This window comes from Micromonospora sp. C81 (genome assembly GCF_018070425.1).
Taxonomy (GTDB): domain Bacteria; phylum Actinomycetota; class Actinomycetes; order Mycobacteriales; family Micromonosporaceae; genus Micromonospora; species Micromonospora zamorensis.
In genome coordinates, this window is record NZ_JAGPXS010000017.1 from 140,060 (window position 1) to 155,233 (window position 15,174).

The 15,174-nt window shown below is 69.8% G+C and carries 10 protein-coding genes; 6 read left to right on the plus strand and 4 right to left on the minus strand.

What is annotated here, in order from left to right:
- Positions 1 to 26: 26 nt before the first annotated feature.
- Positions 27 to 2,459: a family 20 glycosylhydrolase gene (locus tag KBX46_RS25115; RefSeq protein WP_210794292.1), complete on the minus strand. Its 2,433-nt coding sequence runs from the start codon at positions 2,457 to 2,459 to the stop codon at positions 27 to 29.
- 329 nt (positions 2,460 to 2,788) lie between these two features.
- Here KBX46_RS25115 and KBX46_RS32705 point away from each other — a divergent pair, with 329 nt between their 5' ends.
- Genes KBX46_RS32705 through KBX46_RS25145 form a run of 6 tightly spaced genes read left to right on the plus strand, consistent with a single transcriptional unit; the run spans position 2,789 to position 7,561 of the window.
- Complete coding sequence (locus tag KBX46_RS32705; protein WP_210794293.1) at positions 2,789 to 3,604, plus strand: ABC transporter permease; 816 nt, start codon at positions 2,789 to 2,791, stop codon at positions 3,602 to 3,604.
- Positions 3,601 to 4,383 (plus strand): ABC transporter ATP-binding protein, encoded by a 783-nt coding sequence (locus tag KBX46_RS25125; protein WP_088946950.1) that lies wholly within the window; start codon positions 3,601 to 3,603, stop codon positions 4,381 to 4,383. Before KBX46_RS32705 ends, KBX46_RS25125 begins: the two co-directional genes overlap by 4 nt.
- Positions 4,380 to 5,381, plus strand: a complete 1,002-nt coding sequence (locus tag KBX46_RS25130) for an aliphatic sulfonate ABC transporter substrate-binding protein (RefSeq protein WP_210794294.1) — start codon at positions 4,380 to 4,382, stop codon at positions 5,379 to 5,381. The genes KBX46_RS25125 and KBX46_RS25130 overlap by 4 nt, the downstream gene beginning before the upstream one ends.
- 28 nt (positions 5,382 to 5,409) lie before the next feature.
- Positions 5,410 to 6,822 carry a sulfatase gene (locus KBX46_RS25135; protein WP_210794295.1) on the plus strand — a complete coding sequence of 471 codons (1,413 nt, stop codon included), beginning with the start codon at positions 5,410 to 5,412 and terminating at the stop codon, positions 6,820 to 6,822.
- Positions 6,819 to 7,205 (plus strand): YidH family protein, encoded by a 387-nt coding sequence (locus KBX46_RS32710; RefSeq protein ID WP_210794296.1) that lies wholly within the window; start codon positions 6,819 to 6,821, stop codon positions 7,203 to 7,205. Before KBX46_RS25135 ends, KBX46_RS32710 begins: the two co-directional genes overlap by 4 nt.
- 32 nt (positions 7,206 to 7,237) lie before the next feature.
- Positions 7,238 to 7,561: a DUF202 domain-containing protein gene (locus KBX46_RS25145; RefSeq protein WP_141908450.1), complete on the plus strand. Its 324-nt coding sequence runs from the start codon at positions 7,238 to 7,240 to the stop codon at positions 7,559 to 7,561.
- A 69-nt stretch (positions 7,562 to 7,630) separates the two neighbouring features.
- On the opposite strand, the gene KBX46_RS33205 is transcribed toward KBX46_RS25145, so the two are convergent.
- The 3 genes from KBX46_RS33205 to KBX46_RS25160 all read right to left on the minus strand — a co-directional run.
- On the minus strand, positions 7,631 to 10,264 hold the full coding sequence (locus KBX46_RS33205; RefSeq protein WP_210794297.1) for a discoidin domain-containing protein: 2,634 nt from the start codon (positions 10,262 to 10,264) through the stop codon (positions 7,631 to 7,633).
- Positions 10,265 to 10,339: 75 nt separating this feature from the next.
- Positions 10,340 to 12,610 carry a family 20 glycosylhydrolase gene (locus KBX46_RS25155; RefSeq protein ID WP_210794298.1) on the minus strand — a complete coding sequence of 757 codons (2,271 nt, stop codon included), beginning with the start codon at positions 12,608 to 12,610 and terminating at the stop codon, positions 10,340 to 10,342.
- A gap of 29 nt (positions 12,611 to 12,639) precedes the next feature.
- Positions 12,640 to 15,174, minus strand: a 2,535-nt coding sequence (locus KBX46_RS25160; protein ID WP_210794299.1) for an alpha-L-fucosidase, incomplete at its 5' end; no start/stop codon positions are given.

Consider the following 15,174-nt stretch of genomic DNA (forward strand, 5'->3'; position numbering starts at 1 on the left):
CGCGAGGTGACGGCGCCGGCCGGTGGTCAGGGTGCTCGGACCGTGACGGTCAGCGCCGCCTCGACGGGGGAAGCCCCGGCCGAGCGCACCGACAGTCTCCCGGTGTACGTGCCCGGTGCGCCGAACGTGCGTCGGGACACCACGGTGAACGCGCTGTTGATCTGCATCGCGGAGATGCTCGGGTCGCGCGTGGCGGTCGGTGTGAGCGCCTCCACCCGCCCGTCGCTCCAGGTGACCGTGGTGGCCAGGTCGGCGGACCGGAGTCCGGGGGCGGTGACCGTCCAGGTGGCGCCGGCCGGTGCGCCGACGACCGCGGTGGCCGGACGGCCGATCGCCTGCTTGCGCCACGCGACGTCCGCGGTGGGGAAGAAGTTGACGCCCTGGACCGTCAACCGGCCGCCGGCCACGGACAGGCGGGTGGTGAAGTCGGCGTAGCTGCGCTGCGCCTGCGGCGTCCATCCGACCTCGGCGGTGGCGACCAGGCGCGGGAAGCTGTAGTACTGCGCCTGACCGATGCGGCGGATGAACTCGCCCCAGAGCGCCGATTCGACCCCGAGCACGCTGGTCTCGGCGATGTTCGGGATGAAGGTGCCGGGGTCCCAGTTGTAATGCCGGTCAAGCCCGCACGGTCCGCCGCACGCCCAGGTGCCACCGAGCGGCTGACGGGAGTCCTGCTTCTGCGGCACGTACGTGTGGGCGGCGGGGGAGAGGACGACCTGGGCGCCGCGGCCGGTCACCGCGTTGGCCACCGCGGTGCGGTCGCCGTTCCAGTACTGCACGACGGCCCTGTTCTGGGGCAGCGTCGTGCCGGCGTACTCGTTCCAGCCGACCACCGTCTTCCCGAGCGAGGCGACAGTCGAGGTGAAGGCGTTCACCATCGTGGTGTAGTTCGCGTGGCTGGTCACGTGAGCCTCGTCGCCGCCGATGTGCAGGTACGGCCCCGGCGTCATGGCGGCGATCTGGGTCAGGACCTGAGTGACGAACTCGTACGTCGTCGTGCTGGCCGAGTCGAACGTCGAGTAGCCGACGTTGCCGGTGCCGTTGGCCGGTGCGGTCCGCTGTCCGGCGGCCGGTTTCGGCTGGGCGCCGGTCGTGTTCAGCTGGGGGATGGCGTGCAGCGCGGCGTTGGTGTGCCCGGGCATGTCGATCTCCGGGATGACGGTCATGCCGTTCACGCCGGCGTAGCGCACGATCTCGGCGTAGTCGGCCTTGGTGTAGAAGCCGGTGACACCCAGCTCGGTGCCCATCAGCTGGCCGCTGTCGTTGTAGGTCATGGCGGTACGGCCACTGACCGTGGTGAGCAGGCCGTAGTCGATGCCCGCCGGGTTGCTCGCCGGGTTGTCGAGGGCGATCCGCCAGCCCTGGTCGTCGGTCAGGTGCAGGTGCAGACGATTGATCTTGTATTGGGCGGCGCCGTCGATGTACGCCTTGATCTCGTTCATCGGGTAGAAGCTGCGAGCGACGTCGAGCATCATCCCGCGGTGGGCGAAGCGTGGGTAGTCGGAGATCGTCACCGCCGGCACGGTCCACGTGGCGTCGACGACGGTGTCGGACTCCACCCACTGGGGGAGGAGTTGCCGCAGCGTCTGCACGCCGTTGAGTGCGCCGTTCGCCGTGTCGGCGCTGATCTGGACCTTCGTGGTGGTGACGACGAGGCGGTACCCCTCGGCTGCCTGCCCGGCGGGGCCCTTGCCGGCGCCGACCTCGACGACGATGGGCGCGGGCGCGCTGCTCCGGGTGACCACCGGCAGGCCGTACCCGGTGGCCGGTCGTAGCAGGCCGGCGAGGTAGGTCGCGGGCGCGGTCGCTTGCGCCCCGACCGCGACGATGGGCGTGTTCCGGTTCAGCGTGTACGGCGTGCCGCCGTTCTCCGTCATGGACACGGGTTTGGGCAGCACGCCCAGCGAGGGCGCGGGTGCGGGCGCCGTCTCGTTCCAGATCTCGAATTCGGAGATGGAGTAGCCGTAACCCGCCCACCGCTGGTGCCCCTGCATGCGCACGTGGGACACGGGCTGCGCCGAGTTCACCGCGATGACGTCCGTCCGGGGGCAGGTGTCGCGTTGGACGCGGGCAACGTCCGTCCAGGTGGTGCCGTTGGTCGAGGTCTGCAGTGTGAAGTCACGGGCGCACGCGTTGGGCCAGGCGAGCACGACGTGGTCGACAGTGGCAGGGGTCGCGAGCCGTACCTGCACCCAGTTGGCGTCCTGGTACTTCGACGACCACCGGGTGTTGCGGTCGCCGTCGTTGACGTGGGCGGCGACGAAGTCGGCCCGGTCGAGCTCGACGCTCGACGCGGTGGCGGTGCCGGTCCGGGCCAGGTTCACCGGCGCGGCGGCGGCCGCGGCCGGCGTGCCGGAGGTGACCGGCGCGACGAGCGTCGCGGCGATCAGCAGGGCGAGGGGGGCGGCGATGCGCCGGCGTCTCGATCCGGTGCTGTGGCGGGAGCGTGGAATCGACATGGGACTCCTTGGGCCGTCGCCCGGAGCGCCGGGCGGCTGGGGTGGCTCGGTACGCCGCAGTCTGACGAGAGCCGTCAATTTAGTCAATGCGTCGCACAATATCCGGCGCCCCCGGCGGGGTGGGCGGGCGTTGTCATGGCAGCGCCGTCACCCTAGGGTTGCTGGTCACCAGACATCGGATGTCTTATGAATCGAGGCAGTGCCGCCAGCTCGGCAATTTTAGTCCGAAGGGTTGACATGATTAGTCCGGTCACCAAAGATTCCCTTACCTTGAGCGCCGCCCACCCGGAAGGCGCGCTCCAATCCGACCTGGGCTACGGAGGGCCACCGTGCCGATAGACGTTCAACCGCCCCGGACCCGCGGGTCGGAGACCACCCGCACGGCGTCGCCGCCACGCCGTGCCGTACCACTGCTGGCGTGGAACGTGATCGCCGTCGTGCTCGGCATCGGCATCTGGACCGTGCTCGCGCGGGTCGGGGTGTCGGGCCTTCCCGGGCCGCAGGCGGTCGCCGTCCGCGCCGGTGAACTCGCCATGGACGGCACCCTGCTCGACGACAGCCTCGCCAGCCTGCGCCGGGTGCTCATCGGATTCGCGCTCGGCACCGCCCTCGCGATCCCGGTCGGCTTCCTGATGGGGTGGTACCGGACGGCACGTGGCCTGATCGAGCCCTACGTGCAGTTCTTCCGCACGATCCCGCCCCTGGCCGTCATCCCGTTGGCCATCCTGCTCATGGGCATCGGGGAGACGCCGAAGATCTTCGTCATCTTCCTGGCCGCGTTCCTGTCCTGCGTCGTCTCGACGTTCCAGGGCGTGGTGAGCGTCGAACGCACCATGATCAACGCAGCCCGGGTGCTCGGCGCGAACGACGCCGTGGTGTTCCGCCGGGTCATCGTCCCCGCGTCCACCCCGTTCATCCTGGTCGGCATGCGCGTCGGCCTCGGTGCGGCGTGGGCGACCCTCGTGGCCGCCGAGCTGATCGCCGCGCAGGAGGGCCTCGGCTACCGCATGCAGCAGGCGCAGATCTACTACGACCTGCCGAGCATCTTCGTCGGCCTGATCACCATCGGTGTGCTCGGCCTGATCATGGACCGGCTCCTGCTCACTGCGGAGAAGCGCCTCACCGGATGGCAGGAACGTCGATGACCGAGAAAATCTCCTTCCGCTCCACCAGCCGCACGTTCGAGGTGGGCGGCAAACCGTTCCACGCGCTGCAGAACGTCGACCTGGACATCGCCGACTGCGAGTTCGTCACAGTGGTCGGCCCGTCCGGCTGCGGCAAGTCGACACTGCTGAACATCGCAGCCGGCCTGGTCGAACCCACCGGCGGTGAGGTGCTCGTCGACTCGCGACCGGTGCGTGGGCCCGGCCCGGAACGCGGCGTCATCTTCCAGCAGTACGCGCTGTTCCCCTGGCTGACCGTGCGCCAGAACGTCGAGTTCGGTCTCCAGATCGCCAAGGTCGGGCGGGCCGAGCGGCGGCGACGGGCGCAGCACTTCATCGACCTGGTGGGCCTCACCGACTTCGCCGACGCGCTGCCCCGGATGCTGTCCGGCGGTATGCGGCAGCGGTGCGCCATCGCCCGCGCGTACGCCGTCGACCCCGGCGTCCTGCTCATGGACGAACCCTTCGGCGCCCTGGACGCCCTCACCCGGGTGCAGATGCAGGATCAGCTGCTGGCCACCTGGGGCTCCGAGCGACGCACCGTCATGTTCATCACCCACGACGTCGACGAGGCCGTCTACCTCGCCAACCGGGTCGTCGTCATGGCTGCCCGGCCCGGCCGGGTGCACGAGGTCATCGACGTCGACCTGCCCTACCCGCGCACCGAAGCCGTTCGCCTGTCACCGGAATTCTCCCGGATCCGCAATCGGGTCTGGCGCGCCGTCTACCACCAGACCCCTCAGGAAGGTGCATCGCAATGAGCCCTCTCTCCCGTCGATCCCTGCTCACCGGCATCGCCGGCCTCGGCACCGCCGCAGCCCTCGCCGCCTGCGGCGACGACGACCAGTCCGGATCCGGCGGCTCCGGCAGCGAGCCGGTGAAGCTGGGCTACATCGCCGACTTCACCGGCGCGAGCCTCATGGCGATCGCCGACGACAGGAAACTGTGGGCCGAACACGGTCTCAAGCCGGACCTCAAGGCCTTCACCAACGGCCCCCTGCAGGTGCAGGCGCTCGGCGCCGGCGACCTCGACTTCGGCTACCTGGGCCCGGGCGCGATGTGGCTTCCGGCCTCCGGCAAGGCCCGGGTCATCGCCATCAACTCGCTCGGTTTCGCCGACCGGGTCATCGCCCAGCCGGGCATCACCTCCATGGCCGCGCTCAAGGGCAAGAAGGTCGGCGTGCCGGAAGGCACCTCCGGCGACATGATCGTGCGGCTGGCCCTGCGGAGCGCCGGCCTCTCCATCGACGACGTCCAGAAGGTCGCGATGGACCCGAGCACTGTCGTCACCGCGTTCGGGTCGGGCCAGATCGACGCGGCCGGCATCTGGTACCCGCTCATCGGCACCATCAGCAAGCGGGTGCCGAAGCTGACCGAACTGGCCAAGAACGACGACTTCTACCCGGCCATCAGCTTCCCGTCCGCCTATGTGGGCCGCAACGACGTGGTGACCGGCAAGCCGGACCTGGTGAAGAAGGTGCTCGCGGTGCTGCGTGCCGCCAACGACGAGCGGGCCGCCAACCTGGACCGCGCTGTCGAGGTCACCGCGAAGTTCCTCAAGTCGGCCCCGATCGACCAACTGCGCGCCGAGGCCGCCAACGCCCGGTTCCTGCCGTCCGCCGAGCTCGCCGCCAAGTCCACCGACGGCACCGTCGCGGGTTGGCTCACCGGCCTCAACGGCCTCTTCAAGGACCTGGGGAAGCTGCCGAACGCTGTCGACCCGAGCACCTACTACGACGCCGCCGCGTACGCGTCCTGAGGCGGGTCGCGTGAGAAAGGATCAGCACGTGCGGCCCAACATCGTCTTCATCATGGCCGACGACCACGCCGCGCACGCGGTGGGCGCCTACGGAAGCAAGATCAACGAGACGCCACACATCGACCGCATCGCGGCCGGCGGTGCTCTCCTGGAGAACTGCTTCTGCACCAACTCGCTGTGCGCGCCCAGCCGGGCCACCATCCTCACCGGCACCTACAACCACGTCAACGGCGTGCAGACGTTGTCGACCGAGTTCGACAACCGGCAGCTCGTCTTCCCGGAGCTGCTGCGCCGCGCCGGCTACCAGACCGCCCTGGTCGGTAAGTGGCACCTCGGACACGGCCCGGAGCACGACCCCCGGGGGTTCGACTACTGGGAGGTCGTGCCCGGCCAGGGGCGGTACCGCGATCCCGTCTTCATCGGTATGGACGGCACCGAGCAGGTCCGTCCCGGCTACTGCACGAACATCATCACCGACCTGGCCGTCGACTGGCTCGACCAGCGCGACCCGCAACGACCCTTCTGCCTGCTGGTGCACCACAAGGCGCCACACCGCAACTGGGAGCCCGACGACAAGCACCGCGACATGTACGTCGACGACGTGGCCGTGCCGGGCTCGTTCGACGACGACCACTCGGGGCACGCCGCCGCCGCCCGGGCCGCCCGGATGCGGGTGGACCGGGACCTGACCGCCAACGACATCAAGGAGATGCTGCCACCACACCTGGACCCCGACGAGGCCGCCCTCTGGACCTACCAGCGCTACATCAAGGACTATCTGCGCTGCGTCGCCAGCGTCGACGACAACGTCGGCCGCCTGCTCGACTATCTCGACGAGCACGGGCTGACCGACGACACCATCGTCGTCTACACGTCCGACCAGGGCTTCTTCCTCGGTGACCACGGCTGGTACGACAAGCGGTTCATGTACGAGGAGTCGCTGCGGATGCCGTTCCTGATCCGCTACCCGGCGGAGATCGCGGCCGGCTCCACCACCAACGCGCTCGCCATGAACGTCGACTTCGCCCAGACGTTCCTCGACTACGCCGACGTGCCGGCCGACTCCCGCATGCAGGGACGCTCACTGCGACCGCTGCTGCGCGGTGAGGACGTCGACGACTGGCGGCAGTCGGTGTACTACCGCTACTGGGAACACGACGACGACGAGCACCACGTGTGGGCGCACTACGGCGTACGCACCCACGACCACAAACTGGTCTACTACTACGCCGACGGGCTGGGTCTGCCCGGCACCTCCACCACGGTGCAGGAGCCGGAGTGGGAGCTGTTCGACCTGCGCGCCGACCCGTGGGAGATGCGCAGCGTCTACGACGACCCGGCGTACGCGCGGATCAGGGCGGCGCTCGTCGAGGAACTCGCCCGCGTCCAGCGGGAGTGTGGCGACGTCCCGTGGCAGCCGCCGGCACCGGTCAGCGGGTGACGGACGAGGCACCTCCCGCGCCGGCCGGCCCGGGCCGCCCCGACCGTCGCTGGCCACGCCGCGTCTACGGGGTCGGCACGGAGCCGGACCCCCGGTTCACCCTCGCCAACGAGCGCACCTTCCTCGCGTGGCTGCGGACCGCGCTGGGCCTCATGGTGGCCGCCGCGGCGGTCAAGGCCTTCGGCGCGGAAGGCTCGCAGTGGGCGGCGGCCGTGCTGGCGGTGCTCGCCGTCGGGGTGGCCGTCGAGGCGTTCCCCCGTTGGAGCCGCAACGAACGGGCGCTGCGGCTCCAACTGCCGTTGCCGTCCACTCCCGTCGCGGTCGTGGCGGCTGCGGGGGTGGTCGTGGCCGGCCTGACCATCCTCGTCGTGGTGCTGATCTGATGTCGGTGCTGATCTGATGTCGTGGTGCTGATGTGACGGAGCCACCACGGCTCGCCGACCGGGGAGCACAGGCCGAACGCACCCTGCTGGCGTGGCTTCGTACGGCGTTGGCGACGGCCACCGTGCTGGTGGCCGTCGGACGGGAACTCGTGCCGCGTCATCCGTTCGCGGCGGGACTTGTGCTGGCCTGCGCTCCGCTCGCCGTCGTGGTTGCCGTCCTGGCGCGGCGTCGGTATCGGACCGTCCGACTGCCCACCCACCTGGGTCAGCCGGAGGGTGCCGCACTGCTGGCCGCCGGCAGCGCGCTGGTCGTGACGGGCGGCGTGGCGGTCCTCGCCCATGTTCTCGCCCGATAGGGCGGGTTGCCGTCGATCCTGCCGTTCCGGGGCGACACCAGCGTCGCCCCGGAACGGCAGAGAGACCGGTCAGGCCGTCGAGCCGTACAGGTTGATCTCGGCGGCGGAGGCGTACCCGGCGCCGTTGGCGGCGCGGGTGGTGCGCAGGCGTACGTGCCGGGCCGTGGTGGGCGCGAAGAGCGCCGACTTCACTGTGCTGCCGGAGCCGAAGGTTCCGGCGGCGATCTGGGTCCAGGTGGTGCCGTCGGTGCTGGTCTGGATCTGGTAGTCGGCGATGGTGCCGTTGGTGCCGCCGTCCTGGCGGGGCAGGTAGTCGAGTTTGTCGATGCGGAAGGTGCCGCCGAGGTCGATGGTGATCTGGTGCGGCATGGCGGCGACACCGCCGGCGTAGCGGGTGTGCCAGATGGTGGCGGGGTTGCCGTCGATGGCATTGGCGGCGGCGCCGTTCTCGCCGACCGTCTCGACGCTGTCCGCCGTCGCGGTCCAGCGGGCGCGCGACAGCTGCGGGCTGTCTCCGCCGCCGATCGCCTCGTCCGTCGGTGCGGCCTGGAAGACGGCCACCTCGAACGGCGCCAGCGTGATGCTCACCGGTGCGGCGGGGCCCGACACGAAGCCGGACCGGCGCCCGTCGCGTTCGGTGAACTTGTATCGCTGGTGGGTCCCGCCGGGCAGCTCGAAGACCGTCTGCGGGTTGACCGTGAAGCTCTGCGCGGACGCCGACGGGTTACGCAGCATCAGCATGCCTCTGGACGCCCCGGCCGAGGAGTTCCAGGCGGCCGTGCCGTAGACGGCGCCCGCCGCCGGATCACCGCCGACCCAGTGCACGTCGCTGAGCAGTCCCTGGTTGGCGCGGGCCCACTTGGCGTTGGCCGCCACGGTGTCCCAGAACCAGGCCGCGCCCGGCCTGCTGGCGTCGACGAGCGTGTTGCGCACGTACAGCTCCTGCAGGCTCAGGCCGAGCGCGAAGTAGGCGCGGATGTCCTGCGACACCTCCGCCTGCACGCTCGGCTTGGTCAGGTCGTAGTCGGCGGTGAACTGCGGTGTGCGGTCGGAGAAGATGACCCCGTGGTTCATCAGGCTCGGGATCGGGAACAGCGGGTTCTGGGTGGCGACGTTGCGGAACGTCTCCGAGTCGCGATAGTTGACGTAGCGCTGTTGCGCGCTGCCCGCACCGGTCAGTGACGCGTCGTGTCCGTCGCGCCAGATGGAGTCGGTGTACCACAACCAGTACGGCGAGCCCCAGGTGCCGACTGTGGCGTTGACGAACACGTCCTTCTGGTGCGCCCGCAGATCCCCCGTCAGCCCGAGCAGTGCCTCGTAGTCGGCGATGTAACTCGCGTTCGGGCCGGACTGGTAGAGCCCGCCGCCGATGCCGTCGAGCTTGAAGCCGCGTACCCCCTGGTTGTCCATCATGTCGAAGGCCACCGACCGGAACCGGTCGTAGTAGCGGCTGCCGCCGAGTTTGAACTGACCGCCGCTGTGGGTTTCCAGCCGCTGGTCGGCCGGCTTGCTCGCGTTGATGGCCTGGCGGGTGGCGGCGCTGGTGCCGTACCCGCCGAACGGCGACATCCACACCGACATCGATGCGCCATACTGCGCGGCCGCGGCCTTCTGCGGTGCGAAACCGGTGGGGAACTGGGTCGGGTCGAACGACCAGACGTTCAGGTTCGTCTCGTCGACCCGTGGTGAACGCAGATAGTCCCAGCCGTCGTCCACCCAGAAGCTGTCGATGGTGGCGCCGCGGTTGCGCAGCTGGGTGCCGAACAGGTTGACGGCCCGGGTCAGCTCGGCGCTGTTGATGACCTCGCCGGGTGGCTTGAGGTCCAGCCAGCTCTGGTAGTGCAGGAACGTGCGGCGGTCGTGAGCGCGTTCGCGTTGCAGGTAGTACTGGAACGAGCGGCGTAGCTGCCCGGCGGGGGAGACACCGGTGGAGGCGGTGTACACCCACGACGCGCCCGCGGTGAGATCCCCGGCACGGGGCACCGCGATGTCGACGGTCGACCCGGTCACTGTGGCCTTCGCCATCGGGTTCTCGATGCCGACGAACACCGTCTCGCCACCGGCCGCGCCGTGCACCACCGGGCTGCCGTCGTCGTTGCCGAGCACCCGTGCGTTCGCCAGGTTGAGCTCCATCAGGCGCAGCGACGTCACGTCGAACGTGCCGGCCACCGAGCGCACGGTGAAGCTGTGCTGCACGGAGTTGGCACCGCCGCGCAGCCGTACCTGCCACTGCACGTCGAGGGTCCGCGCCCCGCTGCCGTACCGGAAGGTGGTGGTGACCGCCTTGCCGGCGAAACGTTCCGCGAGCCGTGCCGACGCCGCGTTCGCCGGCAGGTCGCTGACCACCGGGCCGGCGGAGACCGTCGTGTTCGCCGTCGTGATCGTGCTGCCGTCGGCGAGGGTGAGGGTGAAGAGCCCACGGAGGCTCATCGGCACCGTGGTGTTCGCTGCCCGGTTGTCGAACCGGGTCAGCGACACCGTGCTGCCGAGCACGCTCCACGTGGTCGACAGCGCCGCGTTGGCCAGGGTGAAGCTGCCGCCGGACAGCGACGCCGTCGCCGCGCCCGGTTGGGGGCCGGGGAAGACCAGGCCGGCGGCATCGGTGTAGGTCGGGTCGGCCGGGACCGCCGCCCCGGCCGGGGCCGGATGGCCCCCGACCGTGGCGACGGCAGCGGCGATCAGAGCCAGGACGATGGTGGGCACGACGAGTCGTCGTGGCCGTGCTGCCGATGAGGATGGCGGGGGGATGGCGTGCTGCATCGTGCCTCCATCGGTGGTTCAGGCGGTGGGGGTGCTCCAGCGCTGGTTGGCGCCGTTGGTGCAGGGCCAGAGGATGAGGCGGGTGCCGTTGGCGGTCGCGCCGCCGTTGGCGTCGAGACACTTGCCGCCGGTGCGGTAGGTGCTCGTGGCGGTGTCGTAGGTCCACCGCTGGGTCGTGGCGGTGGTGCAGGTGCCGATCACGATCGTGGTGCCGTCGGTGAGGCTCCCGTTCGCTGGCCACAGGCACTTGCCCAGCGCGGTGAGGGTGCCGTCGTTGCGGTGGGTCCACGTCTGGTTGGCGCCGCTGTTGCAGTCCCAGAGGTTGACCGCGGTGCCGTCGGTGGTGTTGCTGCCGGGGATGTCGACGCAACGGCCGCTGGCAGCGCCGGTGATGACGCCCTTCTTCGGGCCGTAGACCTCGAACTCCCAGAGGGAGTAGCCGAAGGTGGTGGCGCGCGCGGTGCCCTGCATGCGGACGTACCGGGCGTTGGTGTTGACGAGGTGCTCGTCGGTGCCGCCGTCCCCGGCGGTGACGGTCACCGCGGTGCTCCAGGTGGTGCCGTTGGTGGACGTCTGGATCTGGTACGCCCGGGCGTAGGCGGCCTCCCAGCGCAGTGCGACGCGGGACAACTCCTGACTGCTGCCGAGATCGACCTGGATCCAGCTCGGGTCGGTGTAGGCCGAGGACCAGCGGGTGCTGATGTCGCCGTCCACCGCCGCCGAGGCCGGGAAGCTGGCCGTCTCGGTCGACGACGCGGTCACCGGGCGGTTCGTCGCCAGGTTGCCGGTCGCCACCGCCGGGCCGCCGGGAGCCCGGCCGATGCGGTCGATGATCGCCCCGAAGGCGGTGTACGTGGCGACCGGCTTCGGTGACCCCCAGGTCTGCTGGGCGATCACACGCAGGACGGTCCGGATGCCCGCCGCGATCTGGTCCTCGGTCTCCGCGTCCGGGTAGTCACACCAGATGTGCAGCACAGTGCCGAGGTTGCGGGACGTGTCGCCGACGGTGGTGTTGCCCTGGAACCGGTCCGGGGTCCAGGTCTCGTAGGCCCACGTCACGTTCGGCTTGCTGATGGCGGGAACGTAGTAGGTCGGATCCCACGCCTGGTTGGAGATGGTGTGCCCACGGTCCAGCAGGGCCTGCGGGGTGATGCCGTAGTTGTACCAGACCTCTACGTGGATGTTGGACGCCGGCCGGATGGTGCCGTCGGTGCCGATGCCGTCGTTCCACATGCGGGTGGTCTTGCCGCCGGCGCGGACGATGTCGTTGGCCCAGTTGATGAAGCCGTAGTAGGCGTCCTTCGCTGTGGCGTTCGCCCCGTAGGTCGCGCGGGCGTAGGTCAGCAGCTGCGGGTAGGCCGCGTAGTTGCCGATGTACTCGTCCGCGCCGATGTGCCAGTACCGGCCGGGAAACAGCGGCAGGAACTCGGTGATGAGGTCCCGGGCGAGGGTGTAGGCACCCGGCTTGGACAGGTCGAGGTAGTAGGGGTTGCGGTTGCCGTTGGTGTCGGTTAGTTGCAGGTCCGGGTGGTCGGCCAGAATGGCGTTCATGTGGCCCGGCATGTCGATCTCGGGGATGACCTCGATGTGGTACTGGGCCGCCAGGGCGATGAGGTCGCGGATCTGCTGTTTGGTGTAGAACTGCTCCGACACCACCTCCGGGTGGGTGGTGCTCTCCAGCCGGAATCCGAACGTGTCGGACAGGTGCAGGTGCAACCGGTTCATCTTCAGGTAGGCGAGCTCCTTGACGTGCCGACGGAGCCAGTCGACGGTGAAGTACTTGCGACCAACGTCGACCATCATGCCGCGTTCGGACTTGGTCGGGGCGTCGGTGGTCGTGCCCGCCGGCACCGTGCTGGACTGCTTGAGCAGTTGCAGCACCGTCCGGGTGCCGTAGAAGGCGCCGGCGTCGGTCGAGCCCTGGATGGCGATGCTCGACCCGACAGTCATCGTGTAGCCCTCGGCGGGTTGGCTGCCGCCCAGGGTCAGCCGGATGTCGCCGGTGGCGGCCGTGCCGGTGGTGACCGGGATGGTGCGGCCGGTCAGGTCCCGCAGGTCCGCGGCGAAGGTGGCAGCGTCGTCGTTGAGCTGGACGGTGTACGCGGGATCGACCACGATCCGGGTCGTGGTGCCGAAGGTGTAACTGCCGGTGCCCGCCGTCCACTGCTTCAGCGCCGGGATCACCTGCAGATCACCCGGTACGGCCGAGGCCGGCGTGGCCGGCACTGTCAACAGTGCGGCGGCGAGTACCCCCACCGCGCCGGTGACACTGATACGTCGAAGACGCATTTGTTCACTCCTCTCAAAAGGCTGGGAAATCAGCAGGACGCCGGGTTGGCGGTGCTGTCGGTGGCGTACGCGGTGAGAGTCGCGACCTGCGGGACACCGCGCGCGGCGGTGACCCGCAGCCGCAGCCGGTCGCTGTTCACGGCGGCGGTCAGCGGCACGATCCGCTTGTGTCCGACCGTTCCGGCGGCGGCGACCTGTTGCCAGCCACCGTTGATCCAGGCGTCCACGGCGAACGCCTCGATGCGCTGGCCGTTGCCGACCGACTCCTGCAACAGGAGCCGGTCGAACGTGCGGGCCCGGCAGGCGGTCAGTTCGACAGCGCCGGTGGTGGCACCACCCGAGGGCGACCAGTACGTGCCCAGGGCCGTGTCGGTGAGGGCGGCGTGGGTGCCGGTCGCACCCGCCGTGGCGAACAGCTCCCGGCCGTACCGGGCGCGTTGTGCGGTGCCGAACCCGTCGAGGGCGGTGACGTCCGGCGCGTCGATCACGCCGGCCCGGTTCGGCGGGACGTTGAGCAGCAGGTTGGCGTTGCGACCCACCGCGTTCTCGTAGAGCTGCATCAGCGCGGCCGGCTGCTTGACCGAGCCGTTCTGGCCGGAGTGCCAGAACCAGCCGGGTCGGATGGACACGTCCGCCTCGGCCGGATACCAGGACAGGTACGTGACAGTCCCCAGGTTGCGCCCGATCAGCGCGCTGGATCCCAGGTCGCCCGACGCGGCGCCACTGAGCATGTCGTCGTCACGGTTCAACGCGCCGGGATCGGCGCCCTTGAACGGCAGTGCGCTCCACTCGTCGGCCCGGAACGCCCCGGACTCGGAACCGACCCAGCGCACGTCCGGGCCGTTGATCGCGATCGTGGCGCCTGGTTGCAGGGCCCGGATCAGCCGGTACCAGTCACCGACCTGGTACGGCTGCGGGTACGCGGTGTACGGGTTGGCGCCGTCGAACCACACCTCGGCCATCGGTCCGTACTCGGTGAGCAGCTCGTAGAGCTGGTTGAGGAAGTAGGCGTTGTAGTCGTCGGCCTGGTACGTGTACGTCTGCGTGGGGGTGCGGGTGTCCCCGGCGACGAGCGTCGGGATGGTGACGTTCCGCTTGGCACTGCCGTTGCCGAACCGGTCGCCGCCGCGCCGGCCGGGGATCTCCGCGCCGTCGGCGGGGGAGAGGTAGAAGCCCACGGCAAGACCTGCCGAGCGGGCGGCGTCGACGGTGGCGCGAAGGATGTCGTTCTGGCTGGTCCGACCCCACCAGGGGCTGCTGCGCACCGAGTGGGTGCTGTATCGCGACGGGTAGAGCAGGAACCCGTCGTGGTGCTTGACGGTGAGGATGATCTGCTTGAAACCGTTGCGTTTGAGCACGCCGATCCACTGTGTTGGGTTGACCACCGTGGGGTTGAACTGGGCCGGGTCCTCGTTCCCGCTGCCCCATTCGACGTCGGTGAAGGTGTTCATGCCGTAGTGCAGGAACGCCGTCAGCTCGCGTTGTTGCCAGGCCAGTTGGGCGGCTGACGGCGTGACCTGGGCTGCCTTCTGCCGGATCCGGTCGAGGGTGTCGCACCGGTCGACGGTGATGACGGTGGCCGGCGTGACCGGGCCGCTGCTGCCCGGGTCGCCCGCGCAGCCGGGGGGCGGCGGTGTGCCACCACAGACCGGCGCGTCGAGTTGGAAGTCGGCCGGACCGGCGGCACCGGTCATCGACGCGAGGGCGACGGCGTCCAGCGTGCCGTGCCAGCCGCGGTTGCGAGCGCCGGCGTCGTTGCCGAAGGCCAGCAGACCCTGCGACGCGTTGGCCGCGGCCACCGGTGTGGTGACTGTGGTGCCCACCTGGCAGCCGTTGACGTACGCGACGAGCCGTGCCGCGGTGTCACTCACGTACTCGTAGGCCAACGCCACATGGGTGTCCTGCGTGTCGGCCAGGTTCGGCCCGCTCTGCCGGGTGTCGTGGTACGGCGCGTCCGGCCCGTACATGCCGAACTCGGTAGTGGTCTGCGAGCCGCTGGCGTAACGGTAGTAGCCACCGCCGGCGAGGCTGAGCAGCGTGTCGAAGGTGATCGTGGCGCCGCTCTGTCGGCGTACCACCGCCTCGGCCAGCAGGCTCTTGTTGACGTATTTCGCGCTGGTCACCGGGATCCGGGGGGTGAACCCGATGCCGGTGCCCCCTCCGGTGAGCGTGACGGTCGTACCGCTGATCACCTCACTGCCGGCCAGCCGGGTGAGCTGCCCGTCGACCAGTTCCCCGGTCGAGGGGGTGTAGCCGGTGGTGGAGGTGAACGTGCCGCTGAAGCCGACGTCGAGCAGCGGTTGGTAGTCAGCCGCCGCGACGCGCCACTGCTGGTTGGTGGCGGTGGTGCAGGGCCAGAGGATGAGTCTGGTGTTGTTGGCGGTGGCGCCGCCGTTGGCGTCGAGGCAGGTGCCGGTGGCCTGGTTGCGCAGGGTTTTGGCGGTGGTGTCGTAGGTCCAGCGTTGGTTGGTGGCGGTGCCGCAGGTGGTGATGGTGGCGGCGGCGCCGGCTGTGGTGCTGGCGGGGGCGAGGCATTTGCCGCGGTTGCGGATGGTGTTGTCGGC